The 24,875-nt window shown below is 65.9% G+C and carries 22 protein-coding genes; 20 read left to right on the plus strand and 2 right to left on the minus strand.

What is annotated here, in order from left to right:
• Nucleotides 1-176: 176 nt before the first annotated feature.
• The 20 genes from WJU17_RS16380 (at nucleotide 177) to WJU17_RS16475 (ending at nucleotide 23,946) form a co-directional block, all read left to right on the plus strand.
• A complete protein-coding gene (locus tag WJU17_RS16380; RefSeq protein WP_346328466.1) occupies nucleotides 177-644 on the plus strand; it encodes a division/cell wall cluster transcriptional repressor MraZ in 468 nt (155 codons plus the stop codon).
• Nucleotides 637-1,614, plus strand: a complete 978-nt coding sequence (gene rsmH, locus WJU17_RS16385; RefSeq protein WP_346328467.1) for a 16S rRNA (cytosine(1402)-N(4))-methyltransferase RsmH — start codon at nucleotides 637-639, stop codon at nucleotides 1,612-1,614. Before WJU17_RS16380 ends, rsmH begins: the two co-directional genes overlap by 8 nt.
• Nucleotides 1,611-2,015 (plus strand): hypothetical protein, encoded by a 405-nt coding sequence (locus tag WJU17_RS16390; protein WP_346328468.1) that lies wholly within the window; start codon nucleotides 1,611-1,613, stop codon nucleotides 2,013-2,015. Before rsmH ends, WJU17_RS16390 begins: the two co-directional genes overlap by 4 nt.
• The gene (locus tag WJU17_RS16395; protein ID WP_346328469.1) at nucleotides 2,012-3,700 is read left to right on the plus strand and encodes a penicillin-binding protein 2; all 1,689 of its coding nucleotides are present in this window, start codon (nucleotides 2,012-2,014) and stop codon (nucleotides 3,698-3,700) included. The genes WJU17_RS16390 and WJU17_RS16395 overlap by 4 nt, the downstream gene beginning before the upstream one ends.
• On the plus strand, nucleotides 3,697-5,136 hold the full coding sequence (locus WJU17_RS16400) for a UDP-N-acetylmuramoyl-L-alanyl-D-glutamate--2,6-diaminopimelate ligase (protein WP_346328470.1): 1,440 nt from the start codon (nucleotides 3,697-3,699) through the stop codon (nucleotides 5,134-5,136). The genes WJU17_RS16395 and WJU17_RS16400 overlap by 4 nt, the downstream gene beginning before the upstream one ends.
• Entirely contained in the window at nucleotides 5,129-6,550 is a 1,422-nt protein-coding gene (murF, locus tag WJU17_RS16405) for a UDP-N-acetylmuramoyl-tripeptide--D-alanyl-D-alanine ligase (RefSeq protein ID WP_346328471.1), read from the plus strand. Before WJU17_RS16400 ends, murF begins: the two co-directional genes overlap by 8 nt.
• 10 nt (nucleotides 6,551-6,560) lie before the next feature.
• Nucleotides 6,561-7,649, plus strand: coding sequence for a phospho-N-acetylmuramoyl-pentapeptide-transferase (mraY, locus tag WJU17_RS16410; protein WP_346328472.1), 1,089 nt, complete (start codon nucleotides 6,561-6,563; stop codon nucleotides 7,647-7,649).
• 5 nt (nucleotides 7,650-7,654) lie between these two features.
• Nucleotides 7,655-9,037: a UDP-N-acetylmuramoyl-L-alanine--D-glutamate ligase gene (gene murD, locus WJU17_RS16415; protein WP_346328473.1), complete on the plus strand. Its 1,383-nt coding sequence runs from the start codon at nucleotides 7,655-7,657 to the stop codon at nucleotides 9,035-9,037.
• On the plus strand, nucleotides 9,034-10,167 hold the full coding sequence (locus WJU17_RS16420; RefSeq protein ID WP_346328474.1) for a putative peptidoglycan glycosyltransferase FtsW: 1,134 nt from the start codon (nucleotides 9,034-9,036) through the stop codon (nucleotides 10,165-10,167). The genes murD and WJU17_RS16420 overlap by 4 nt, the downstream gene beginning before the upstream one ends.
• The gene (murG, locus tag WJU17_RS16425; protein ID WP_346328475.1) at nucleotides 10,164-11,330 is read left to right on the plus strand and encodes an undecaprenyldiphospho-muramoylpentapeptide beta-N-acetylglucosaminyltransferase; all 1,167 of its coding nucleotides are present in this window, start codon (nucleotides 10,164-10,166) and stop codon (nucleotides 11,328-11,330) included. The genes WJU17_RS16420 and murG overlap by 4 nt, the downstream gene beginning before the upstream one ends.
• Complete coding sequence (gene murC, locus WJU17_RS16430; RefSeq protein WP_346328976.1) at nucleotides 11,330-12,745, plus strand: UDP-N-acetylmuramate--L-alanine ligase; 1,416 nt, start codon at nucleotides 11,330-11,332, stop codon at nucleotides 12,743-12,745. Before murG ends, murC begins: the two co-directional genes overlap by 1 nt.
• Nucleotides 12,745-13,671 (plus strand): UDP-N-acetylmuramate dehydrogenase, encoded by a 927-nt coding sequence (gene murB / locus WJU17_RS16435; protein WP_346328977.1) that lies wholly within the window; start codon nucleotides 12,745-12,747, stop codon nucleotides 13,669-13,671. Before murC ends, murB begins: the two co-directional genes overlap by 1 nt.
• Nucleotides 13,668-14,588 (plus strand): D-alanine--D-alanine ligase, encoded by a 921-nt coding sequence (locus WJU17_RS16440; RefSeq protein ID WP_346328476.1) that lies wholly within the window; start codon nucleotides 13,668-13,670, stop codon nucleotides 14,586-14,588. The genes murB and WJU17_RS16440 overlap by 4 nt, the downstream gene beginning before the upstream one ends.
• Entirely contained in the window at nucleotides 14,576-15,547 is a 972-nt protein-coding gene (locus tag WJU17_RS16445; RefSeq protein WP_346328477.1) for a cell division protein FtsQ/DivIB, read from the plus strand. Before WJU17_RS16440 ends, WJU17_RS16445 begins: the two co-directional genes overlap by 13 nt.
• Before the next feature lie 14 nt (nucleotides 15,548-15,561).
• Nucleotides 15,562-16,812, plus strand: coding sequence for a cell division protein FtsA (gene ftsA / locus WJU17_RS16450; RefSeq protein WP_346328478.1), 1,251 nt, complete (start codon nucleotides 15,562-15,564; stop codon nucleotides 16,810-16,812).
• Between the two features lie 28 nt (nucleotides 16,813-16,840).
• Entirely contained in the window at nucleotides 16,841-18,430 is a 1,590-nt protein-coding gene (gene ftsZ, locus WJU17_RS16455; protein ID WP_346328479.1) for a cell division protein FtsZ, read from the plus strand.
• Nucleotides 18,431-18,602: 172 nt separating this feature from the next.
• Nucleotides 18,603-19,487 carry an outer membrane protein assembly factor BamD gene (locus WJU17_RS16460; protein WP_346328480.1) on the plus strand — a complete coding sequence of 295 codons (885 nt, stop codon included), beginning with the start codon at nucleotides 18,603-18,605 and terminating at the stop codon, nucleotides 19,485-19,487.
• Between the two features lie 39 nt (nucleotides 19,488-19,526).
• Nucleotides 19,527-21,200: a DNA repair protein RecN gene (gene recN / locus WJU17_RS16465; protein WP_346328481.1), complete on the plus strand. Its 1,674-nt coding sequence runs from the start codon at nucleotides 19,527-19,529 to the stop codon at nucleotides 21,198-21,200.
• Nucleotides 21,200-23,281, plus strand: a complete 2,082-nt coding sequence (ligA, locus tag WJU17_RS16470; protein ID WP_346328482.1) for an NAD-dependent DNA ligase LigA — start codon at nucleotides 21,200-21,202, stop codon at nucleotides 23,279-23,281. Before recN ends, ligA begins: the two co-directional genes overlap by 1 nt.
• Before the next feature lie 29 nt (nucleotides 23,282-23,310).
• On the plus strand, nucleotides 23,311-23,946 hold the full coding sequence (locus tag WJU17_RS16475; protein ID WP_346328483.1) for an HAD-IA family hydrolase: 636 nt from the start codon (nucleotides 23,311-23,313) through the stop codon (nucleotides 23,944-23,946).
• On the opposite strand, the gene WJU17_RS16480 is transcribed toward WJU17_RS16475, so the two are convergent.
• On the minus strand, nucleotides 23,943-24,401 hold the full coding sequence (locus tag WJU17_RS16480; protein WP_346328484.1) for a GNAT family N-acetyltransferase: 459 nt from the start codon (nucleotides 24,399-24,401) through the stop codon (nucleotides 23,943-23,945). The two genes, WJU17_RS16475 and WJU17_RS16480, sit on opposite strands and share 4 nt — an antisense overlap.
• A 42-nt stretch (nucleotides 24,402-24,443) precedes the next feature.
• Nucleotides 24,444-24,863, minus strand: coding sequence for a GNAT family N-acetyltransferase (locus WJU17_RS16485; protein WP_346328485.1), 420 nt, complete (start codon nucleotides 24,861-24,863; stop codon nucleotides 24,444-24,446).
• Nucleotides 24,864-24,875 lie beyond the last annotated feature (12 nt).

The following is a 24,875-nucleotide window of genomic DNA, read 5'->3' on the forward strand; positions in this document are numbered from 1 at the left end:
TCTGAATTACTTGTTTCGGATGCGTTTGAAGGCTCCACGCCCATTGATTCCCAAATTTGCCCATGATATCCCATAGGGACCCATCGAATGACGGGTCGGACTGGGGTGATTCGATCCACAAGCAAGCGAGCGGGGCCAAGGGTGTGAAACGCAGGTAAAGATCGTGAGGGGCGGCCGTGCCGCTGTTTCTGTCAACTTACGCGAACAAGATCGACAAGAAGGGGCGGGTTTCCGTGCCCGCGTCGTTTCGCGCCGAGTTCGACAAGGACGATCCCAAGTTTGTCGCCTTTCCTCACACCGGCGAACGCTGCATCGAGGGCTGGGACCGCGCCCGTATCGGGCAACTCACTGACGCCATGGATCGCTATCCCCCGCTATCTTCCGAATATAATGCGCTCGGCTATCTGCTGGGTCAGAGCCGCGAGATGTCGGTCGATCCGGAAGGCCGCATCACGCTGCCGCTCTACCTGCTCGAATATGCCGGGATCACGGACAGCGTCGTGTTCGTTGGCCAGGGTAAATCGTTCCAGATATGGAGCCCGGAAAACTACGAGGAATTTGGCGGCCGGATGCGCCCCGTCGCCGCCTCGGTCCACCGCACGCTCGCACTCGGCCCGCTTGCGGGCGGAGGCGCCCATGGGTGATCTTCAGCGCCACGCCCCTGTCATGCTGGACGAAATCGTCGCCGCCATCGCACCCCGGGACGGCGATGTCATCGTCGATGGAACATTCGGCTGGGGCGGCTATACGCGAGGCCTGCTCGAGGCGGCCGACTGCACTGTCCTGGGTATCGACCGCGACCGGTCGGCACGGGACCGTGCTGATGTTCTCGCCGCCGAATTCCCGGGCCGCTTCACTTTCCTGCCGGGTCGGTTCGGCGACATGGAGTCGCTGATCGCCGGGGTCGATACGTTGCAGGGCGTGGCGCTCGATCTGGGCGTTTCCTCCATGCAGCTCGACGATCCGGAACGTGGCTTCTCGTTCCAGAAGGACGGCCCGCTCGACATGCGCATGGCCGGCGCGCAGGAGGCAGATGCCTCCGCCGCCTCGGATGTGGTGAACGGCGAAGAGGAAGCCGAGATCGCCCGGATCATCTGGCTCTATGGCGAGGAGCGCAATTCGCGCCGTATCGCCAAGGCCATCGTCGCGGCGCGCAAGGTCGAGCCGATCACGCGAACCCTGCAACTGGCCGAGATCGTCGCCCGCGCCAATGGCGGCGTCCAGCCGCACAAGATGCATCCGGCGACGCGCACGTTCCAGGCGCTGCGCATCCACGTCAACGACGAACTGGGCCAGCTCGAGGCCGGGCTGCGCGCGGCTGAAAGGCTGCTCGCGCCCGAGGGTCGCCTGGCCGTCGTTTCGTTTCACTCGCTCGAAGATCGTATCGTGAAGACTTTCCTGCGCGAACGCGGCGGTTTGGCACCCGACAGCTCCAGACACCTCCCGGCGTTGCCGAACCGCCGTTCGCCCAGCTTCCGCCTGATCTCGCGCGGCGCGATCAAGCCATCCGACGCGGAAGTCGACCGCAATCCGCGGGCCCGGTCGGCGCGCTTGCGCGCCGCCATCCGCACGAGCAACGCGGCGTGGCCCGAGGACGGGAGGAACGCCGCATGAAACGCTCAATCACGTTCCTCACGCTGCTGATCCTGATCGTCGTCTCCTACGGTCTCTACAACCTGAAATACGAAGTCGAGGACCTGCAGGACCAGGCCAACGCCTACAAGGCGCAGATGGAAGAAGATCGCCGCGCCATCAAGGTATTGCAGGCCGAGTGGGCCTATCTGACGCGTCCGGATCGGTTGCAGCGGCTGTCGGGCAAGTTTCTCAGCCTGGAACCGACGGTCGCCAAGCAGGTGGGTGGTGTCGCCGACCTGCGGTTGAAAACCATCGACGGTCTTGAGGCGGCGGAACCAGTCATCGATACATCGGATGCGACACTCCCGGCCGCGCCTTCGGCGCAGGCAAACCAATTGCCGGTCTCGAATACGGGCCCGGCGCTGGGAGCGTCCAGATGAGGCGCATCACCACCATTGAATTCGATGGCGCCGGCAAACGTGCCGTGGACAATGCCCGGGGCCGGGTGCGTGTCGCGATGGTCGTTTTCGCCCTGTGCTTTACCGCGATCGGCGTGCGCCTCGTGGATCTTGGCGTGCTGAGCGGCGCCGCGACCGATAAGCCGAACACGATTGCGGCCGAGGCGGTGGCGCCGCGCGCCGATATCCTGGACCGGAACGGCGTTTTGCTGGCAACCGACCTGACGGCGATTTCGGTCTATGCGCAGATCCCGCGCATTCTCGATCCGCGCCAGTCGGCCCTGAAGCTGGCCTCGGTCCTGCCGGGCGTCTCGGCGGATACGCTCGAGCGCAAGCTGTCTTCTGACTCCAAGTTCATCTGGGTGAAGCGCAAGGTGACGCCCGCCGAATACGATGCGGTCAATCGTCTCGGTCTGCCCGGCATCGGCTTCCAGCGCGAAATCGAACGCGTTTATCCGCATGGCAATCTGGCGGCCCATCTGGTCGGCTACACGAATGTCGACGGTCATGGTCTGGCCGGTGTCGAGCGCTTCTTCGACGACAAGCTGCGCAAGGAAGGGCCGCGGGGCGAGCCGTTGACGCTGTCGATCGACATCCGCGTCCAGCACGCGCTGCGTAACGAAATTTCGGGGATGGTCGAGGAGTTCCGTGCCCTTGGAGGCGCCGGTCTGATCCTCGATATCCACAGCGGCGAAATCGTGGCCATGACCAGCCTGCCTGATTTCAATCCCAACGAACCGGGCCGTATCGCCAATAATCCCGAACTGATCAACCGCATGAGCCACGCGGTGTTCGAATGGGGCTCGACGTTCAAGACCTTTACCATCGCTCAGGCGCTCGAGGAGGGCACCACGTCCTTCACCGGCGGTTATGACGCCTCAAGCCCGATCCGTGTGGCGCGCTTCACGATCAATGACGATCACCCCAAGCATCGCTGGTTGAGCACGCCGGAAATCTTCATGTACTCGTCGAATATCGGCACCGTGAAGATGGCGCTCGCCTTCGGCACCGAGAAGCAGAAGGCTTTCCTCGGCAAGCTGGGCTTCTTTGGCCGTCCCCATGTGGAACTGAAGGAAACCGGCGCACCGCTTGTGCCGGCGCAGTGGCGCGAAATCAATACCATGACCATTTCGTTCGGTCACGGTCTTTCCATTACAGGCCTTCAGCTGGCCGCAGCCTACGCGGCCGTCTCCGGTGACGGTATCCTGCATCCCGTGACAGTCCTCAAGACGCCGGACGGCTATCGTCCGAAAGGCGAGCGGGTCGTTTCTGAAGAAACCGCCCGCAAGGTGCAGGGCATGTTGCGGCTCGTCGTAGAGCGCGGCACCGGCCGCAAGGCGGATGCGCCGCATTACCTGGTGGGCGGTAAGACGGGAACCGCCGAGAAGGTGGGCGGCGGCGGATACAAGAAGAAGTCGCTGGTCTCCTCGTTCGTTTCGATCTTCCCGTCGATCAACCCGCGATATGTGGTGCTGGTGATGGTCGACGAACCGAAGGGCAACGCATCGACCTATGGTTACGCGACCGCCGGCTGGACCGCCGCGCCGACCACAAAGCGCGTCATCGAGCGTATCGCGCCGATGCTGGGCGTCGCGCCCAGCAATGAGCCGACCCATCCCGTGACGCACGAGATCATGCAGTACATCCAGCCGGAGCTGCGCTCATGAGGCTGTCCGACCTGATCGGCGGCAACGGCGCCGCGTCCGGCATCGAGATTCAGGGCCTGTCCTGTGACAGCCGCACCGTCTCGAGCGGATATCTGTTCGCCGCCCTCGCTGGCACGCGCGCCCGCGGCGCCGACTTCGTCGCGCAGGCAATCGAGCGCGGTGCCGTGGCGGTCCTCGCGGAACCGGACGTGGCGGTGCCGGCGGCGGGGGTATACCTGGTGCCCGACGTCAACCCGCGTCGTCGGCTGGCGCACATGGCGGCCCGCTTCTTCGCCGCCCAGCCCGAGACCGTCGTGGCCGTGACCGGAACCAACGGCAAGAGCTCGGTTGCCGATTTCGTCCGCCAGATCTGGGCGCGGGCGGGCCTCAAGTCCGGCTCCATGGGCACGCTCGGCGTTCGCGCCGCCGGCATGGCGGCGGTACCGACATTGACCACGCCGGATCCCATCGAAATTCATGCCCGCCTCGCCGATATGAAGCGGGCCGGTGTCGAGCATGTGGCGATCGAGGCCTCAAGCCATGGGCTGGCGCAGTACCGGCTCGACGGCGTGAAGCTCAAGGCGGCCGCGTTCACCAACCTCAGCCGCGACCATCTGGATTATCACGCCGATTACGACGACTACTTCCTGGCCAAGCTGCGCCTGTTCGGCGAAGTCCTCCAGCCGGGCGCGGTGGCCGTCCTGAATACGGAAACCCACGTCTACGAGGAATTGGTCGATATCTGCTGGGGGCGCGGGCTCGGTATACTGTCCGTCGGCGACGGCGGTGAGCTTCGGATCGTCTCGCGTACCCGCACCGCGCGCGGCCAGGAACTGGACGTCCGTTTTGAAAAGCAACGCTTCGACATTTCCCTGCCGCTGATCGGTGATTTCCAGGCGTCGAACGCGCTGGTCGCCGCCGCGCTGGTGATCGGCACTGGCGGCGACGTGGCCGAGACGCTCGCCGCGCTGGAGTATCTGGAGCCTGTCCCTGGCCGTCTCCAGACCGCTGGACGCACCCAGGCGGGCGCGGCGATCTATGTTGACTATGCCCATACGCCGGACGCCCTGCGCACCCTGCTCGAGACCCTCCGCCCTTACACCGAAAGCAAGCTGCACGTCGTGTTTGGCTGCGGCGGCGACCGCGACAAGGGCAAGCGACCCCAGATGGGCGAGATCGCCATCGCGCTTGCCGATCGGGTGATCGTGACCGACGACAACCCCCGCGGGGAGGACGCGGCCCGCATCCGCGCGGACATTCTCGCGGCCGCTCCGGGCGCCGTCGAGATCGCAGACCGCCAGTCGGCGATCAGTGCTGCCGTTGCCGCGCTTGCGCCGGGCGATGTCCTCGCCGTGGCGGGCAAGGGGCATGAGCAGGGGCAGATCGTCGGCGATACGGTTCTTCCGTTCGATGATGTCGAGGCTGTTCGGGTTGCCTTGGGAGGTGCCCGTGGTTGAGCCCTTGTGGACCGCGAATCAAATTGCTGCCGCGGTCTCTGGTGCCGCGAGCAGGGATTTCGACGTTTTCGGCGTCGCGATCGATAGCCGCGAAGTCCGGTCCGGCGACCTCTTCGTTGCCTTGAAAGGCGACAATCAGGACGGCCATCGCTATGTCGCCGCGGCCATCGACAAGGGCGCGGCAGGGGCGCTTGTCGAACATTCGGGCTCATATCCGTCCGGTGCGCCCGTCGTCGCGGTTGACGACGCGCTCGCCGGTCTTCGCGCTCTGGGCGTGGCCGCCCGCGACCGGCTTCAGGGCAAGGTGATCGGCGTGACCGGCAGCGTCGGCAAGACCGGGACCAAGACAGCCATCGCCGCGGCGCTGGCGCGCAGCGGCGCGACCTATGCCAGCGAGCGCAGCTTCAACAACCATATCGGTGTGCCCCTGACACTGTCGCGCACGCCGCCCGCGACCCGCTATACGGTGCTGGAAATGGGCATGAACCACGCGGGCGAGCTTCGCGACCTGACCCAGGTCGCGCGGCCGCATGTGGCGGTGGTGACCACCATCGCCGAAGTCCATATGGAGTTCTTTGCCTCCATCGCCGAGATCGCCGACGCCAAGGCGGAAATCTTCGAAGGGCTGCAGCCGGGCGGCACAGCCGTGCTGAACCGCGACAATGCCATGTTCGAGCGGCTGGAAGCACGGGCGCGCTCGGTCGGCGTGGAGCGCATCCTGGCATTCGGCGAGCACAGCGACGCCGATGTGCGTCTGGTGAAGTCGCGCCTGCACGAGGATTGCAGCACGGTGACCGCCGACGTGGCGGGCATGCTCGTCACCTACAAGATCGGTGTTCCCGGCGAACATTGGGTTGCGAACAGTCTGGCGGTGATGGCGGCCGTCTTCGCCGTCGATGGCGATCTGGGCCTTGCCGGCCTTGCGCTGGCCGAAATGCAGCCGCCGCGCGGGCGCGGCCGTCGGCATCAGGTGGAATATCGCGACGCCGAGATCGTCGTGATCGACGAAAGCTACAATGCCAGCCCGGTCGCGACGCTGGCGGCGATCCGCGGACTCGGCCGCAGCAAGCCGGCGCGGCGCGGACGGCGTATCGCCGTGCTTGGCGACATGCGCGAACTGGGCGATCAGGGCCCTCAGCTTCATGCCGGCCTGCGCCAGCCGTTGCGCGAGGCCGGTGTGGATCTGGTGATCGCCGTCGGGCCGCTGATGCAGGAGATGGCGAACGGGTTGGGCCTTACGGTCCAGGTGATCAACTGCGCCAACGCCCAGGAAGCCTCGCGACAGGTGCTCGAGGCCGTGGTGCCGGGCGACGTGATCATGGTGAAGGGCTCGAACGCCATCGGCCTTTCGAGCGTGGTCGATGCACTGCTGGCCTTGCCGGACCAGCCTTCTGTGCGCCGCGTGGCAGGGTAAGGGGACACACATGCTGTATCATCTGCTAGTTCCCCTGAGCGGCGAGTTCCAGATCCTCAACGTCTTCCGCTACACCACCTTCCGCAGCGGCGGCGCGGTGCTGACCGCGCTGTTCATCTGCCTGATCTTCGGCCCGCGCCTTATCAACTGGCTGCGTTCGAAGCAGGGGAAGGGCCAGCCGATCCGCGAGGACGGGCCGCAGAGTCATATCGTGACAAAGCAGGGCACGCCGACCATGGGCGGCTTTATGATCCTGATCGGTCTGAGCGTCGGTACCCTGTTGTGGGCGGACCTTTCAAATCCCTACATCTGGATCTGCTTTCTGGTGACTCTCGGCTTCGGCGGTGTCGGCTTCATCGACGACTACCTGAAGGTGACACGCCGTTCCAGCAAGGGTATCGCGGGCAAGATGAAGCTGGTGCTTCAGTTTTCCATCGCGATCGCGGCGGCGCTTGCCGTCAGTCATTTTTCCAGCGATCCGCTGACAAACCGACTTGCCGTGCCGTTCGCCAAGCACGTGCTGATCGATCTCGGCTGGGTCTTCATCCCCTTCGCCATGCTGGTCATGGTGGGCGCCTCCAATGCGGTGAACCTCACGGACGGGCTCGACGGTCTCGCCACCATGCCGGTCATCATCGCGGCTGCGACGTTCGCCCTGCTTGCCTATCTGGTCGGCTTCTCCACCTTCGCCGAATATCTCCAGATCCACTACGTGGTGGGCGCGAGCGAGCTGGCTGTATTCATGGCCGCCCTGATTGGCGCTTGTCTGGGCTTCCTCTGGTTCAATGCGCCGCCGGCCATGGTGTTCATGGGCGATACCGGCAGCCTTGCCTTGGGCGGCGCGCTGGGTGCGGTCGCCGTGGTCATCAAGCACGAGCTGGTGCTGGTCATCGTCGGCGGATTGTTCGTCCTCGAGACCGTTTCGGTGATCGTTCAGGTGATCTCGTTCAAGACCACGGGCAAGCGCGTGTTTCGCATGGCGCCGCTGCACCATCACTACGAGCAGAAGGGCTGGGCCGAATCCACCATCGTGGTGCGGTTCTGGATCATCGCCCTGGTGCTGGCGCTCATCGGTCTCTCCACCTTGAAGCTGAGGTAGCGCGCATGATCCCCGTCACCGCATATCAGGACCGGGCCGTGGCCGTGTTCGGTCTTGCGCGCAGCGGAATCGCCGCCGCCCGTGCGCTGATGGCGGGCGGGGCATCCGTCACGGCCTGGGACGATGGCGCGAAGGGCCGGGACGCGGCGCAGGCCGCTGGCGTGGCGCTGGCCGATCCGGCGACGCTGGACTGGAGCCGCCAGACCGCTCTGGTGCTCAGCCCCGGCGTGCCGCTCACCCATCCCCAGCCGCATCCGGTGGTCGTTGCCGCGAAGGCCGCAGGCTGTCCGGTGATCGGCGACATCGACCTGTTTGCGCAGGCCGAGCCGTCATTGCCGCGCCACGACGTGGCGGTCATCACGGGCACCAATGGCAAGTCGACGACGACGGCGCTTCTGGCGCATCTCGTGCAGGCATGCGGCGGGACCTCGGTCGCTTGCGGCAACATCGGCACACCGATCCTCGACCTGGCCCCGCTGCCGGAAGGGGGCGTCTACGTCATCGAGATGTCGTCTTACCAGATCGATCTGACGGCCCATCTGAAGCCGGCGGTCACCATTCTTCTCAACACGACGCCCGATCATCTGGACCGTCACGGCGACATGGCGAATTACGTCGCCGTCAAACGCCGGATTTTCGGCTGGCAAGAGCCGGAAGGCGTGGCCATCGTCGGTATGGACGACGAGTACGGACCGGGCGCGGTGGCGCAGTTGCGGCAAGCGGGGCGCAAGGTCGTCCCGGTCACTGTAACGGGACGAGCGGCGGACGGCGTCTCCGTCGATGCGGCCGCGCTGTACGACGCCGAGTTGTCCGCCGAACCAATCCTGTCCCTCGCCGGTATCGAAAGCCTCCGTGGCCGTCACAACTGGCAGAATGCCGCGGCGGCGTATGCGGCGGCCCGGGCGCTCGGTTTCGCGCCGGCCGCGATCGCCGCCGGGCTGCGCAGCTTTCCGGGTCTCGCCCACCGGATGGAAGTGGTCGGCACGGTAAGCGGCGTCCGATACGTCAACGACTCGAAGGCGACCAATGCCGACGCCACCGAAAGGGCGCTGGATTCCTTCGAGCGAGTCCATTGGATCGTGGGTGGTAAAGCAAAGGACGGCGGCATCGATAGCCTCGCGCCGTGGTTCCCGCGTGTCACCCGCGCCTATCTTATCGGCGAGGCGCAGGACGCTTTCGCATTAGTCCTAGAGGCCGCCGGCGTCGCCGTCGAGCGCTGCGGCACACTGGACAACGCCGTTACAAGCGCGTCCCGACACACCGGCGAGGGCGACGTGGTGCTGCTGTCGCCGGCCTGCGCGTCTTTTGACCAGTATCCCAATTTCGAAGTGCGCGGCGATCGCTTCCGCGCGCTTGTCGCCCAACTCGCGTCGGAGACCGCCGCATGATGACGTTCGGCCGCACCGACAACAGTATCGTCAGCCGCTGGTGGTGGACCGTCGACCGCTGGCTGCTCGCGTCCATCGTCATGCTGATGGCGGCTGGCGTTCTGTTTGCGATGGCTGCCAGTCCGCCCAAGGCGCTGGGACTGGGCTTGCCCGCGTTTCACTTCGTGCTGCGCCAGCTGTTCTTCGTGCCTCTCGCGCTGGCCTTGCTGGTCGGTTTCTCTCTGATGACGCCGGTGACCACCCGGCGCGTGGCGATCATCTGCTTCGGTTTGTTCTATCTGGCGACCCTGTCGACGCTGGTGTTCGCGCCGGAGATCAAGGGTTCTCAGCGCTGGCTGCATGTCGCCGGCATGGCCATCCAGCCATCCGAGTTCATGAAGCCCATGTTCATCGTCACCAGCGCCTGGATGTTCGCTCAAACCAAGCGCAAGGAAGGCTTCCCCGGCACTCAGATCGCCATTGGCCTGTGCGTGGTGGTCATGGGAACGCTGCTGCTTCAGCCAGACTTCGGTCAGGCCATTCTGTTGTTCACCGTGTGGGGCGCCCAGTTCTTCCTCGCCGGCCTGCCGCTGTTCATGATCGGTGTGCTGGCGGTGGCGGGCGTCGGTGCGGTGATCGGCGCGTATGTACTGCTGCCGCACGTCGCCAGCCGTATCGACCGGTTCCTCGATCCGGCCAGCGGCGACAGTTATCAGGTCAACACCGCCATGGACGCATTCACCGCGGGAGGCTTCCTTGGCCGTGGTCCGGGCGAGGGCGTGGTCAAGCGGATCCTGCCCGACGCCCACACCGACTTCATCTTCGCCGTGATCGGCGAGGAGTTCGGTCTGATCGCGTGCCTGATCCTGGTGGGCGTGTTCGCCTTCGTCGTGATCCGGGGCTTTCTCAAGGTGATGCGCGAGGAGGATCCTTTCCTGTTCCTCGCCAGCGCTGGCCTGATCGTGCTGTTCGGCATGCAGGCGATCATCAACATCTGCGTGAACATCCAGCTGATGCCGGCCAAGGGCATGACCCTGCCGTTCGTCAGCTATGGCGGCTCGTCGCTGCTGTCGCTGTCCATGGCCATGGGCATGCTGCTCTGTTTCACCCGCCGCAACCATTACGGCGATGCCAGGAGGCCGGCGCCGTGATCGCTGCCCTTCCACGCATCGTCCTCGCCGCTGGCGGCACTGGCGGACACATGTTTCCGGCGCTCGCCGTCGCCGAGGTGCTGCGTCAGCGCGGGATCGAACCCATATTGGTCACCGATGATCGTGGCGAGCGCTATGCCGCGCCGTTTGGCGATACGCGCCGCTATGTGCTGCCTGCCGCCAACGTGACGCGCGGAAAGATCTCGGGCGGCATCAATCTCGTGCGCGCCACCTTGGCCGCGCGCCGTCTGTTCGCCGAAATCCGTCCGCTGGCCGTCATGGGTTTCGGCGGTTACGCCACCTTGCCGGCGCTGCTCGCCGCGCGGATGCGCGGCACGCCGTGCTGCGTCCACGAACAGAACGCGGTCCTGGGACGGGTCAACCGTATCGCCGCCGGGTTCATCGACCGGATCGCTCTCTCGTTTCCTGAAACCCAGCGGTTGGCCAAGGGTTATGCCAGCAAGGCGATCCTCACCGGTAACCCGGTTCGGGCCGAGGTCGTGGCGCTCGCGGATTCGGACTACGCGCCGCTGAGCGCCACCGTGCGCCTGCTGGTTCTTGGCGGCAGCCAGGGGGCTTCCATCCTCAGTGACGTGGTGCCTCCTGCGCTGGCGTCTCTGCCCGAAGACCTGCGCCGCCGGCTGCTGGTGACCCAGCAATGCCGCGCTGAAGATCTGGAAAAGGTTGGTCAGCTCTACGCCGGCGCCGGCATCGCCGGTGATCTGGCGCCATTTTTCACCGATGTGGCCGCGCGTCTCGCCTCGGCCCATCTCGTCATCGCCCGCGCGGGCGCCTCGACGATCAGCGAACTGGAAGTGGCGGGGCGTCCCGCCATTCTGGTTCCGCTGCCCGGCGCCATGGATGATCATCAGAGCGTCAACGCCGAAGGCCTCGCCGCGGCGGGTGGCGCGTGGGTGATGCCGCAAGGCCAGTTCACGCCGCAGGCCCTTGCCGAGCGGGTGCGCGCGTTGATCGAGGGGCCCGAAGCTCTCGTGGCCGCCGCCGCCGCCTCACGCGGGCAGGCTCGGCCCGATGCCGCCGAACGCCTCGCCGATCTGCTCGCCGATCTGGTCCGCGAACGTTCGGGCCAGACTCTCGGGCCGGCAGTCGCCGCGCCGCAACACCACGCCATGTCCGCCGGCGACGAATGGAGGACCGCATGATGAAGACCCTGCCGTTCGACATCGGCACCATCCATTTCGTCGGGATCGGCGGCATCGGCATGAGCGGCATCGCCGAAGTGATGCGCAATCTGGGCCACACGGTCCGGGGCAGCGACCTGTCGGAGAGCGCCAATGTGAAGCGCCTGCGCGGTCTTGGCATCGACGTCGTGATCGGCCACGCGCCGGAGAACATCGCCGATGCGAAGGTTATCGTGATCTCCAGCGCGGTGAAGGCTGACAACCCGGAAGTGAAGGCGGCGCGCGCCCGGCTGATTCCGGTGGTCAAGCGGGCCGAGATGCTGGCCGAGCTGATGCGCCTGAAATGGTGCATTTCCATCGCCGGCACCCATGGGAAGACCACGACCACGTCCATGATCGCCGCCGTGCTGGATTCCGCCGGATTTGATCCGACCGTGATCAATGGCGGCATCATCAATGCCTACGGAACCAATGCGCGTCTCGGTGAAGGCGAATGGATGGTGGTCGAGGCCGATGAGTCCGACGGCACCTTCGTGAAGCTGCCGGCCATGCTCGCCGTGGTCACCAATATCGATCCAGAGCATATGGAGCATTACGGCACGTTCGATGCGCTGCGCGATGCGTTCAAGCAGTTCGTCGAGCGCACGCCGTTCTATGGCAGCGCCATCCTGTGCATCGATCACCCCGAAGTGCAGACGCTGGTCGGCCGCATCTCCGACCGCCGGATCGTCACCTACGGCATGAGCGCCCAGGCGGATGTGCGGGCACGTAACGTGTCCTATGCCGAGGGCGTCGCCCATTTCGATGTGGAGATCGCCGACCGCGCTACCGGCTCCATCCGCCGGATCGATGGTCTCAGCCTGCCCATGCCGGGACGTCACAACGTGGTCAACGCACTCGCGGCGGTTTCCGCGGCGACGGTCCTCGGTCTTCCCGACGATGCCGTGCGCAACGCGTTCCAGGGCTTCTCGGGGGTCGGCCGCCGTTTCACCAAGGTCGGCGAGGTCGGGGGGCGTACCATCATCGACGACTACGCGCATCACCCGGTCGAGATCGCGGCGGTGCTGTCGGCGGCCCGCGAGGCCTATCGCGGCCGTGTCATCGCCGTTGTCCAGCCGCACCGCTATACCCGGTTGCAGAACCTGTTCGAGGGTTTCTCCACCTGCTTCAACGACGCCGATACGGTTGTCGTTACCGATGTCTATCCGGCGGGCGAGGCACCCATCGAGGGGATCGGCGGTATTGAACTGGCGCAGGGCATCCGCAGCCGCGGCCACCGCCATGTGCTGCATATCCCCGGCGAGGCCGAACTGGCCGCGACCGTCGCCAGCATTTCCGAGCCCGGTGACGTGATCGTGTGCATGGGCGCGGGCAGCATCTCGGCATGGGCCAATGGCCTGCCCAAGCGCCTGACGACGCTGGGAGGGGGCGCATGATGGCGGCTGCCCTGAAGCGGGAAAGCCTCGTCGAGCGGCTGCCAAGCGTGCGCGGCACTTACGAGCAGGACGTGTCGCTCGCCAATTTGACGTGGTTTCGCGTCGGTGGGCCGGCCGAGGTACTCTTTCGCCCGGCCGATGAGGATGATCTGGGCCACTTTCTGTCGAACCGGCCTGCCGGGGTGCCGGTGACGGTCATCGGCGTCGGCTCGAACCTGCTGGTGCGCGATGGCGGCGTGCCTGGCGTGGTGATCCGGTTGAGCCGCGCTTTCGCCCGAGTGAGTGTGTCCAGCGGTAAGGTGACCGCCGGCGCCTCCACGCCCGACGTCAACGTCGCGCTGGCGGCCCGTGATGCCGGCCTGTCCGGTCTTGAATTCCTGCGCGGCGTGCCGGGGACCATTGGCGGCGCCGTGCGCATGAACGCCGGCGCCTATGGCCGCGAGATCGCCGATGTGCTGACCGAGGCGGTCGCCTACGACGCAAGCGGCACCTGCCACGTACTCACTTCGTTCGATCTGAATTTCACCTACCGCCACAGCGCCCTGCCGGAAGACTGGATCGTGACCTCGGCCACCCTGCGCGGGACGCCCGACGACGTGGCGGCCATTACAGCGCGCATGGAGGACATCGCCGGCCAGCGCGAGGCGACGCAGCCCAAGTCGCGCACCGGCGGCAGCACCTTCAAGAATCCCGTTGGCCGGAAGGCCTGGGAACTGATCGACGCCGCCGGTTGTCGCGGTCTCCGCGTGGGCGGTGCCCAGATGTCGGAGTTGCACTGCAACTTCATCATCAATACCGGCGACGCCACTGCCGCCGACATCGAAGGCCTGGGCGAGGAAGTGCGCCGCCGGGTACTGGAAACCTCGGGCGTCAGTCTGGAATGGGAAATCAAGCGCATCGGCGAGCCGGCCGGAGGTGCCCGATGAGCGCGCATGTCGCCGTGATCATGGGCGGCTGGTCCGCCGAGCGCGAGGTGTCGCTGGTGTCCGGCGCTGCGGCCTCGAAGGCGCTTGCCAGTCGTGGTTACCGCGTCACCGAGATCGACGCCGATCGTGACCTGTCCCGTCGTCTGGTCGAGCTGAAGCCGGACGTCGTGTTCAACGCGCTGCACGGACGCTGGGGCGAGGACGGCTGCATCCAGGGCATTCTGGAAGTGCTCGAGATTCCCTACACCCATTCCGGCGTGATGGCGTCGGCCGTCGCCATGAACAAGCCCATGGCTAAGCGCGTCGTCGCGCAGGCGGGCGTACCCGTGGCCGAAGACAAGGTCGTCGCCTCCGCCGACCTGTTCATCGCCGATCCGTTGCCGCGTCCCTATGTGGTCAAGCCGCTGGACGAGGGATCGAGTGTTGGCGTCGTCATCCTGAAGCCGGGCGACAACAGTTTCGGGCCGGACGTGGATGGTCCATGGCGCCAAAACGATCAGGTCATGGTCGAGCGTTACATCGCCGGGCGGGAGTTGACCTGCGCCGTCATTGGCGACCGGGCGACCAGAGGCGTTACCGAGCTTCGTCCCAAGCGCGGCTTCTACGATTACGAGGCTAAGTATAGCGACGGCGTCACCGAACACGTCATTCCCGCGCCGGTACCGGACACCATCTACGAACGTGTCCGCGCACTGGCGCTGGCCGCGCACAACGCGCTGGGGTGCCGCGGCGTCAGCCGGTCCGACTTCCGCTATGACGACACCGAGGGCGGCACGGGCGAACTGATCCTGCTGGAGGTGAACACCCAGCCCGGCATGACGCCATTGTCGCTGGTGCCGGAAATGGCTGCCCATGAAGGCATGTCCTTCGAGGACCTGGTTGTCTGGATGGTGGAGGACGCGTCATGCCGTCGTTGACCCCGGATCGAATCGCGCCGGAGAGCCGGAGCAAGTCCGGCCGCAAGGCATCCGCGCCGCGCGCCGACAAGGGCAAGCGCGCCGCCCGCCCGCAGATGACCGACCGCGAGGCGCAGGCTGCGTCGTTCACGCGCCGCCGCCGGGTCCAGGCGATCCGCCGCATCTCTACCGCGGTCGGGACCAGCGTCGTGGTCATTGGCGGTCTGTGGCTCTGGCAGGCGGGCCAATTCCCGGTGCTGGCGGCCGCCGCCAGCGACATGGTGCCCAGTGTCTCCGACCTGTCTGGCCTCACCGTCAACGAGGTCGAGGTCACCGGGACGAAAAACCTGGAGCTCGAGGAAGTGATTCTCGCATCGGGCGTCGAAGACGGTCAGAAGATCGGCGACATCGACCTCACGGTGGTCCGGGAACAGGTCGAATCCATCGGGTGGGTCCGCAAGGCGCGGGTCTCCCGTATTTTGCCTGGGACCATCCAGATCGATATCAGCGAGCGCGTGCCCTACGCTTTTTGGCAGGACAACCGGAAGCTGCGGCTGATCGACCGGGAAGGCGTCGAAATCACCAAGGAAGGTTTGGCCCACTTCGCCAAATTGCCGCTGGTCGTGGGCGAGGGTGCGCCGCGTCACGCACGCAGCCTGTTCGAGATCATGGAAAGCGAGCCGTCGCTCGCGGCCCGCGTGCAGGCCGCCGTCCGCGTCGGCAACCGTCGGTGGGACCTGCGTTTCGACAATGGCGTGAATGTCCAGCTGCCCGAGACCGATGCGGACAAGGCGTGGCATCGGCTGGCGGCGCTGGACAAGAACGAAGGTCTTCTTTCGCGCGATGTCGCCACCATCGACATGCGTCTGGCCGACCGGATGACGGTACGCCAGACGCCCGAGGCGGCACAGGCGCGCAGGGATGCGGAAGCCGCGGCGGCGAAGGCCGCCAAGGCACTTAGAGAACAGAAGAAGAGCTAGAGGAGGCATAGCGTATGTCGTCAGGTAAGGGCGGTCTGGTTGCTGCACTCGATATCGGGTCCACGAAGGTCTGTTGCTTCATCGCGCGGATCGACGATGACGGCCGCATCAAGGTCGAGGGTATCGGTCACCAGGTGTCCGAGGGCATGCGTTGCGGAGCGGTCGTCGATATCGACGCCGTCGAATCGTCGGTACGCGCCGCCGCCGACGCGGCCGAGCGCATGGCCGGCGAAACCATCCGCCGAGCCTTCATTAACGTCTCCAGCGGCTTTCCCAACTCCGAGGCGATCCATGTGGAAGTCAAGATCGCGGGCCATCAGGTCGGCGAGAATGACATTCGCCATGCGCTGGACGAGGCCCGCCGCAAGGCCGAACTGCTGGAACGCGAGGTCCTGCACACCATTCCGGTGACCTACTCCATCGATGGCTCGCGCGGTATCCGTGACCCCCGCGGCATGTATGGCGACCGGCTCGGCGTCGATATCCATGTCGTGACCGCCGCGACCGGCCCGCTGCGCAACCTTCAGCTGTGCATGGAACGGGGTCATCTTGGCATTGCCGGTCTGTGCGTCTCGGCCTATGCCTCGGGCCTGTCCTGCCTGGTCGAGGACGAACGCCAGATGGGCGTGACGCTGATCGACATGGGCGGCGGCACCACCACCATCGCCGTCTTCATGGACGACGCCCTCGTCTATACCGACGTGGTGCCGATCGGCGGTCAGCACATCACCAACGACATCGCGCGCGGCCTTTTGACGCCCATCGCCGACGCCGAGCGCCTGAAGACCCTGCATGGCAGCGCGCTGCGCGGCTCGTCGGATGATCGTGAGATCATCACCATCGCCCAGATGGGCGAGGCCGAGCGCGATCACAGCCAGACCGTGCCCCGCTCCATGCTGACCGGTATCATCCAGCCGCGCGTCGAGGAAATTTTCGAGGCTGTGCACGAGCGCCTCATCTCGTCCGGCTTCGATCAGGTCGCCGGCAAGCGCGTCGTCCTCACGGGCGGCGCCAGCCAGCTTCAGGGCGTGCGCGAGCTCGCCACCCGCATTCTCGATAAACAGGTCCGCTTGGGCCGTCCGCTGCGCGTGGACGGTCTTGCCGAATCAACGGTCGGACCCGCTTTTGCCACCTGTGCAGGTCTGCTGGCCTACGCGGCACAGGGGTTTGTCCGCAAGGGCACCATGACGACCACCATGCTGGCTCCCACCGAGTCCAGAAGCACCATGGCCCGCGTAAGCCAGTGGATCCGTGAAAACTTCTAGCCTGGCCCCCAGCCAAAAGGAGACCGAAATGCCCATTTCTCTGAGTATGCCAGCGATCACCGAGCTTAAGCCGAAGATCCTGGTTGTCGGCGTCGGCGGCGCCGGCGGCAATGCCGTCAACAACATGATCCGTTCCAAGCTGGAAGGCGTCGAGTTCATCGTCGCCAACACCGACGCGCAGGCGCTGGCCAACTCGCTCTGCGAGCGCCGCATTCAGCTCGGCGTCCAGATCACCCAGGGCCTCGGCGCGGGCGCCCGTCCCGATATCGGGGCGGCTTCGGCGCAGGAAGCCATCGACCATATCCGCGAGCCACTCGCCGGCGCGCACATGGCGTTCATCACCGCCGGCATGGGCGGCGGCACCGGCACCGGAGCGGCGCCCGTCATCGCCAAGATGGCGCGTGACCAGGGCATCCTGACGGTCGGCGTCGTGACCAAGCCCTTCCAGTTCGAAGGCGCGCGGCGCATGACCATCGCCGAGGAAGGCGTCGAGGAACTGCAGAAGTACGTCGATACCCTCATCATCATTCCGAACCAGAACCTGTTCCGGCTCGCCAACGAGAAGACCACCTTCGCCGATGCCTTCAACATGGCGGACAACGTGCTTCACTCCGGCGTGCGTGGCATCACCGACCTGATGGTCATGCCCGGTCTCATCAACCTCGACTTCGCCGACGTGCGGACCGTGATGATGGAAATGGGCAAGGCGATGATGGGCACCGGCGAGGCCGAGGGCGACAGCCGCGCCATCGAGGCCGCGGAAGCCGCTATCTCCAACCCGCTGCTGGACGAAGTGTCCATGAAGGGTGCCCATGGCGTGCTGATCAACATCACCGGCGGCCAGGACCTGACCCTGTTCGAGGTGGACGAAGCCGCCAATCGCATCCGCAGCGAAGTGGATCCGGACGCCAACATCATCGTCGGCTCGACCTTCAGCGAGCACATGAATGGCAAGATGCGCGTTTCCGTGTTCGCCACCGGTATCGAGGCCGAAGCGGCGCGCGTGTCCAACACGGTTATGTCGTTTCCCAGCATCCCGGCGGCCCAGCCGCGCACCCTTGGCGTCGCCACCGGCGGCTACAATGGCGGCGCCGCGACGGCCATGAACCTCCAGCAGCGCCCCATGCCCACGCCCGCCATGATGGCGCAGCCGACCGCGCAGATGGCCCAGCCGGAAATCGCCGAGGAGCCGCTGACCCTCGACATGGCCGACATGGTCGAAGAGGAAGCCGCCGCCGCGCCGGCGATCACGCCGCGCCCGTCGGACATCGTCGCGCCGACCCGCGACGCCGACTCCTTCTTCGCGCCGCCCAAGCCGATGGAGGCCGATCGTGCCACCGAGCAGGAAAGCCGCTACGTCCGTCCCGATCCGTTCGCGGAAGCGGCGATGGCCAATGGCAATCCTCCGGCGAAGCGTCCCAGCCTGTTCGAGAAGCTGACCGGTCGCGGCCCGAAGGCCGAGCCGGCTCCCGATCACGGCCGAGGCCCGCGCATGACCGCACGGGACGAGGCGCCGATGACCCTGCGCAACCCCGGCCAGCGTGCCGAAAGCGCCGGTTCCTCGGGCAGCGAGGACCAGATCGACATCCCGGCGTTCCTGCGCCGGCAGGCGAACTAAAACGCCCTTCCGGCAAACAGGGACGTGCGGACATCGGATGGCTTGCTTATCTACTCCTAGGCTTCTTAGAATGCGCGACCTCGCGGATTTTGACGGGGCCGGGTGTTCGTGCTAAGCAGCCACCGGCGTCGGTAAGCCCATGACGTCCTTGTGAGCCTGGAAAGGTGCCTGTGTGACCGTTGATCGCGTTCGTCCCGGAACCCTGAAGCCCCTGTCGGTCTCCCGGGGGCTGAAGTCCGCCAGGCTGAAGATTGCTGTGGCCGCCGTAGTGCTTGCGGCGGCCATGAGCGCCTGTGGGGGCGACAAGATCGAGTACGCCGACGCGGATGTCGGCACTCTCTATAACAAGGCCCACGAATTCATGGCCGGCGGTCAGTACCGCTTCGCCGCCGTGATGTTCGACGAGGTCGAGCGCCAGCATCCCTATTCGGTCTGGGCGCGGCGCGCGACGCTGATGTCGGCCTACAACCACTACCTGTCCAATGATTACGATTCGTCGATCCTGGCGGCCCAGCGCTTCCTCGCGCTGCATCCGGGCAACCGCGACGCGCCGTATGCCTACTACCTGATCGCGATCTCCTATTACGAGCAGATCTCGGATGTGGGCCGCGACCAGAAGGCGACGCAGCAGGCCCTCGACGCGCTGAACGAAGTGATCCGCCGTTTCCCCGGCACCGACTATGCCGAGGACGCCCGTCTGAAGGTCGAGCTGACCCGTGACCATCTGGCCGGCAAGGAAATGACCATCGGTCGCTTCTATATGGGCCAGAAGGAATACATCGCCGGCATCAGCCGCTTCCGCAAGGTCATCAAGGATTTCCAGACGACCAGCCAGACGCCCGAGGCGCTGCATCGCCTGGTGGAGTGTTATCTGGCCATCGGCCTCAATCTCGAAGCCCAGAAGGCCGCCGCCGTGCTCGGCTATAACTTCCCCGACACCAACTGGTTCAAGTACAGTTACGCGTTGCTGGAGGGCAAGGGCCTGGAGCCCTTGGATCTGCCCGAGGGACAGGGGCCGGATGGCGAGGCGAAAAACTTCTTCGATTGGCTCTTCTGATTCGGGCCGGCTGAGGCCGGACCGGCTCCCGGGGGCCGCATGCTGACCGCGCTCTCCATCCAGAATATCGTTCTCATCGACAGGCTCGCGCTGGAGTTCCGGCCGGGCCTCAGCGTGCTGACCGGCGAGACGGGCGCGGGAAAGTCCATCCTGCTCGATTCGCTCGGGCTGGTGAGCGGCGCGCGCGCCGACAGCGGCCTGGTCCGCACCGGCAGCAGCGGCGGCACGGTCACCGCCGAGTTCGATATCCCGTCCACCCATCCCGTCTATGCGGTGCTGGCCGAACAGGGCCTCGACGCAGGCGGCGGCCCGATCCTGCTGCGCCGCCAGCTGACGCCCGACGGGCGCAGCCGCGCCTTCGTCAACGACCAGCCTGTCGGCGTCGCGCTTTTGTCCCGGGTGGGCGGACTGCTGGTGGAAATTCACGGCCAGCAGGGTCAGTTGGGCCTGCTCAACCCCGCCAATCACCGCGCCCTGCTGGATTCGTTCGGCGGTCTGACGCCCCAGGTGTCTGGGATGCAGGCGGCATACAAGATTTACCGCGACCTGTCCGCGGAAGCGGAGGCGGCGCGCGCCCGGCTCGCCAAGGCGCGCACCGACGAGGACTATCTGCGCCACGCGGCCGAGGAACTGGCGGCGCTGAACCCGCGCCCCGGCGAGGAAGAGGAACTGGCCGATACGAGGACCGCCATGATGCATGGCGAACAGATCGCCGGTGAGCTGGATGACGCCATGAAGTCGATCTCGGGCGACAAGGGCGCGGAGCCGTCTCTGCGGGTCGGCATGCGCCGGCTGGAGCGTGTCGCCGACAAGGCGTCGGGGCGCCTCGATCCCATCATCGAGGGTCTGAACCGAGCGTTCACGGAGATCGAGGAAGCCTCCCGCGCGCTGGAAGCGGTGGCCCGCGACCTGGAGTTCGATCCCCGCGTGCTCGAGCACACCGAGGAGCGCCTGTTCGCGCTGCGGGCGGCGGCGCGCAAACACAACTGCACCGTCGAGGATTTGCCCGCCATGCGCGAGGCGATGATGGCCCAGATCCAGGCGCTGGACACCGGCGAGCAGGGGCTCGTCGATCTGGAACGGCGATTGCGCGAGGCGGAAGCCGAGTTCGCCACCCTGGCGGAGGGGCTGAGCGCCGCGCGTGGCGAGGCCGCCGCCCGGCTCGACGCCGCCGTGATGGCCGAGCTGCCGCCCCTTAAACTGGAGCGGGCGGTGTTCCACACGGCGGTCAACCGGCTGCCGCGCGACAAATGGTCGGCGGCCGGCGCCGATGACGTGCAGTTCGAGGTGGCGACCAATCCGGGCTCGGCCATGGGGCCGCTGTCGCGCATCGCCTCTGGCGGCGAGCTGTCGCGCTTCGCCCTGGCGCTCAAGGTGGTGCTGGCGGAAAGCGACCATCCGGTGACGCTGATTTTCGACGAAATCGACCAGGGCGTGGGCGGTGCGGTGGCGGCCGCCGTTGGCGCCCGGCTCGCGCGGCTCAGCGACCGGGCCCAGGTGCTGGTGGTGACCCACTCGCCGCAGGTGGCCGCGCGGGGCGGCCAGCATCTGCGGGTGGGCAAGATTGTGGAAGAGGGCGTGACGCTGACCCGCGTCGAGATACTGCCTCCGGACGAGCGGCGCGAGGAGATCGCCCGCATGCTCGCCGGCGCGCAGGTCACGGACGAGGCGCGCGCGGCGGCGACCCGATTGCTGGAAGGCGTGGAGGCATAGTGGAGCGGCCGGTCGACGATTTGACACTGGAGGAGGCCGGCGGCGAACACGCCCGTCTGGCGGACGAGATTCGCGCCCATGACGAGCGCTACTATAACAAGGACGCGCCCACGGTCTCCGACGCCGACTATGACGCGCTGCGTGCCCGGCTGCTGGCCATCGAGGCCAAGTTCCCCGACCTGATCACGCCCGACAGCCCGAGCCAGAGAGTAGGCGTCGCGCCGACGTCCGGTTTCGCCAAGGTGCGGCACGCGCGCCCCATGCTGTCGCTGGGCAACGCGTTCGATGACCAGGACGTGACCGATTTCATCGACCGGGTGCGCCGGTTCCTGGGACTCGCGGCGGACGAAGCGGTGGACATCGTCGCCGAGCCCAAGATCGACGGCCTGTCATGCTCGCTGCGCTATGAAGGGGGCACGCTGGTCATGGCCGCCACGCGGGGCGACGGCCAGGAAGGCGAGGACGTCACCGCCAACGTGCGCACCATCGGCGACATTCCCCACACGCTGAAAGGCGAGGGCTGGCCCGATATCCTCGAGGTGCGCGGCGAAATTTACATGACCAAGCCGGATTTCCTGAAGCTGAACGAGGCGCAGGACGCCGCTGGCAAGCCGCGCTACGCAAACCCGCGCAATTCGGCGGCAGGCTCGCTGCGACAGCTCGATCCGGCCATCACCCGGACGCGCCGGTTGCGCTTCTTCGCCTGGGGCTGGGGCGATGTGTCCGCCGTGCCAGCCGAGCGCCAGAGCGGCATGATGGGGTCGATCGCCTCATGGGGCTTTCAGGTCAACGAGGAACTGAAGGTCTGCGACACCATCGACAAGGTGCTGGAGGTCTATCGCCGCATCGGCGAGATTCGCGCCTCGCTGCCCTATGACATCGACGGCGTCGTCTACAAGGTCGACCGGCTGGACTGGCAGGAGCGGCTCGGCATGGTCAGCCGCGCGCCGCGATGGGCAATCGCCCACAAATTCGCGGCCGAACAGGCCCAGACCGTCGTCAACGGCATCGACATTCAGGTCGGCCGCACCGGCGCGCTGACGCCGGTCGCCAAGCTTGAGCCAGTCACCGTGGGCGGCGTTGTCGTGCAGAATGCCACCCTGCACAACGAGGACGAGATCCGTCGCAAGGACGTGCGCGTGGGCGACACGGTGATCGTGCAGCGCGCCGGTGACGTCATCCCACAGATCGTCGCCGTGGTGCTGGAGAAGCGCCCGGAGGATGCCGCGCCCTATGAGTTCCCCATGGTCTGCCCGGTCTGTGGCTCCCACGCCGAGCGCGAGGAAGGCGAGGCGGTGCGCCGCTGCACCGGCGGCCTGATCTGCGAGGCCCAGCGCGTCGAGCGCCTGCGTCATTTCGTCTCGCGCGACGCGTTCGATATCGAAGGGCTGGGCGAAAAGCAGATCGCCGCCTTCTGGCGCGACAAGCGCATCGACGCGCCCGCCGACATCTTCCGCCTCGCCGAGACCGAGAAGACTTCGCTGAAGCGGCTGGAATTCACCGAAGGCTGGGGCAAGACCTCTGCCGCCAATCTGTTCGCGGCCATCGACGCGCGGCGCACCATCGGCCTCGACCGCTTCCTCTATGCGCTGGGCATTCGCCATATCGGGCAGGAAAACGCCCGTATCCTGGCGCGGCACTATCTCTCCATCGGCGCGCTTCTGGATGCGGTGAAGGCGGCGCAGGACACGGAAAGCGAAGCCTGGCGCGACCTGCTCAACGTGGACGGCATAGGCCCGAAAGTGGCCAAGGCACTGTTGGATTTCTTCGGCGAGGACCACAATCTGGCCGTGGTGAACGACCTGCTGGGCGAGATCACCGTCACCGATTTCGAGCCGCCGCAGAGCGAATCCCCTGTCGCGGGCAAGACGCTGGTATTCACCGGCACGCTGGAAAAGATGAGCCGCGACGAAGCCAAGGCCCGCGCCCAGGCCATGGGCGCCAAGGTCGCCGGTTCCGTCTCGAAGAAAACCGATTTGGTGATCGCCGGCCCAGGCGCCGGCTCGAAACTGGCGCAGGCCCAGAGCCTGGGCGTGGAGGTCATCGACGAGGACGCGTGGATCGCGCTGGCGGGCCTTTAGGGCCACTGATCTTCGTGTCGATGGAGGGTATGACGACGTCGCCGAGGTGCCTGATATTCGACCTGGACGGAACGCTGGTCGATAGCGAACCTGCGTGCAATCAGGCGTTTCTGGATCTTATTCCGGACCTGGATCTCCAACTCGAAGAGCTTGTACGGCGCTACCGTGGGAGGAAACTCGCCACGATCATCGACGACATCGAAACTCATCTTGGCTCAACGCTTCCGCCGGACTTCATCGCAGCCTATCGGGCAAGGGTCGCGGTGCTTTTCGAAGACCAGCTTCTTCCCATGCCGAACGCCGCCGAAACTCTCGCCGCCCTGACCTGTCCCATCTGCGTGGCCTCCAGCGCGCCGGTTTCAAAGATCACGCATGCGCTGCGGCTCACGGGTTTGGAGCCGTATTTCGCCGGACAGATGTACAGTTCGTACGAGGTTGGCCACTGGAAGCCTCATCCTGGCCTGTTCCTGCACGTCGCCGAGGCCATGGGCTTCCAGCCGGCTGACTGCGCGGTCGTCGATGACAGCGAAGTAGGCATCCAGGCAGCCGTCGCCGCCGGCATGGCCGCCTACCAGTTCATCCCTGACGGTGGACCGCTGGAACCGGGGGCGACGCCGATCTCGGACCTGAAGGATCTGCTGCGACTGTTTCCAGCAGCTGGCTAGAGATTGAGCTTGTAGCCGACATGCGAGGGCTCGAAGCCAAGCCGCTCATAGAAACGGTGAGCATCGGTGCGTGACCTGTCCGTCGTAAGCTGCACCAGCCCGCAGCCTTCGTCGCGGCAACGGGAAATCGCCCATTCGACCATGGCCTGCCCGACGCCCGCGCTTCGCCGATGCCGCGCGATCCTCACTGCTTCGATCTGGCCCCGCTTCAGTCCGCCACGCGCAAGTCCCGAAATGAAGGTCAGTTGAAGCATGCCAATGAGCGCCCCGTCTTCCTCGACAACCAGGAGATACTGGTTGGGATCACTATCAATCTCGTGAAAGGCATCCCTGAAGGGCCTCTGGTCTTCCGCCTCTCGCAGTTCTCGTCTAGAGCCCAACTCATCATCCGCGAGCAGGCGGACAAGCTCAGGAAGATCTGCCTCGACGGCGCGGCGGTAGTGTCTATTGGCCATGATCTATCGTGTCGACGTCATGAACATGGCAAACTCAGTCCGCTACAGAGGTTTGCGCAGGAAGAACCGCTTATGGCCGATGGGGTGGTCGTCCAGCGTGCCGAACAGTTCGAAGCCCAGCTTCTCGTAGAATCCTCGGGCTTGGAACTCGTAGGTGTCGAGCCACAAACCGACGCAGTCATTCGCGCGGGCGATCCGTTCCGCCTCGTGCATGAGAGCGGTTCCATGGTTCTGCCCGCGATGCGTCTCGGGCACGGCGAGAAGTTCGATGAACAGCCAGTCATAGGCGCAGCGGCCCCAAAGACCGCCGACCCGTTCGCCCTGCTCGTCGGTCAGCAAGATGGCGACGGGCCGGATGCGCGGGTCGCCCGCCCGGCTGATGTTGTAAGCGCGTAGCGGCGCGATAACCGCCTCGCGATCGGCCTCGGACGGATTTTCAGGGATGGTGATGCGCAGGGTCATCCAGCGAGGATA

This window comes from Iodidimonas sp. SYSU 1G8, from assembly GCF_039655775.1.
Taxonomy (GTDB): Bacteria; Pseudomonadota; Alphaproteobacteria; order SMXS01; family SMXS01; genus RI-34.

Coding starts and splice junctions, on each gene's coding strand:
- WJU17_RS16445 (WP_346328477.1), top strand. CDS start 14,576: ATGCCGTCGTTGACCCCGGATCGAATCGCGCCGGAGAGCCGGAGCAAG.
- ftsA (WP_346328478.1), top strand. CDS start 15,562: ATGTCGTCAGGTAAGGGCGGTCTGGTTGCTGCACTCGATATCGGGTCC.
- WJU17_RS16390 (WP_346328468.1), top strand. CDS start 1,611: ATGAAACGCTCAATCACGTTCCTCACGCTGCTGATCCTGATCGTCGTC.
- WJU17_RS16440 (WP_346328476.1), top strand. CDS start 13,668: ATGAGCGCGCATGTCGCCGTGATCATGGGCGGCTGGTCCGCCGAGCGC.
- WJU17_RS16475 (WP_346328483.1), top strand. CDS start 23,311: ATGACGACGTCGCCGAGGTGCCTGATATTCGACCTGGACGGAACGCTG.
- WJU17_RS16480 (WP_346328484.1), bottom strand. CDS start 24,401: ATGGCCAATAGACACTACCGCCGCGCCGTCGAGGCAGATCTTCCTGAG.
- mraY (WP_346328472.1), top strand. CDS start 6,561: ATGCTGTATCATCTGCTAGTTCCCCTGAGCGGCGAGTTCCAGATCCTC.
- murD (WP_346328473.1), top strand. CDS start 7,655: ATGATCCCCGTCACCGCATATCAGGACCGGGCCGTGGCCGTGTTCGGT.
- WJU17_RS16485 (WP_346328485.1), bottom strand. CDS start 24,863: ATGACCCTGCGCATCACCATCCCTGAAAATCCGTCCGAGGCCGATCGC.
- WJU17_RS16400 (WP_346328470.1), top strand. CDS start 3,697: ATGAGGCTGTCCGACCTGATCGGCGGCAACGGCGCCGCGTCCGGCATC.
- ftsZ (WP_346328479.1), top strand. CDS start 16,841: ATGCCCATTTCTCTGAGTATGCCAGCGATCACCGAGCTTAAGCCGAAG.
- recN (WP_346328481.1), top strand. CDS start 19,527: ATGCTGACCGCGCTCTCCATCCAGAATATCGTTCTCATCGACAGGCTC.
- WJU17_RS16395 (WP_346328469.1), top strand. CDS start 2,012: ATGAGGCGCATCACCACCATTGAATTCGATGGCGCCGGCAAACGTGCC.
- WJU17_RS16420 (WP_346328474.1), top strand. CDS start 9,034: ATGATGACGTTCGGCCGCACCGACAACAGTATCGTCAGCCGCTGGTGG.
- rsmH (WP_346328467.1), top strand. CDS start 637: ATGGGTGATCTTCAGCGCCACGCCCCTGTCATGCTGGACGAAATCGTC.
- murC (WP_346328976.1), top strand. CDS start 11,330: ATGAAGACCCTGCCGTTCGACATCGGCACCATCCATTTCGTCGGGATC.
- murB (WP_346328977.1), top strand. CDS start 12,745: ATGGCGGCTGCCCTGAAGCGGGAAAGCCTCGTCGAGCGGCTGCCAAGC.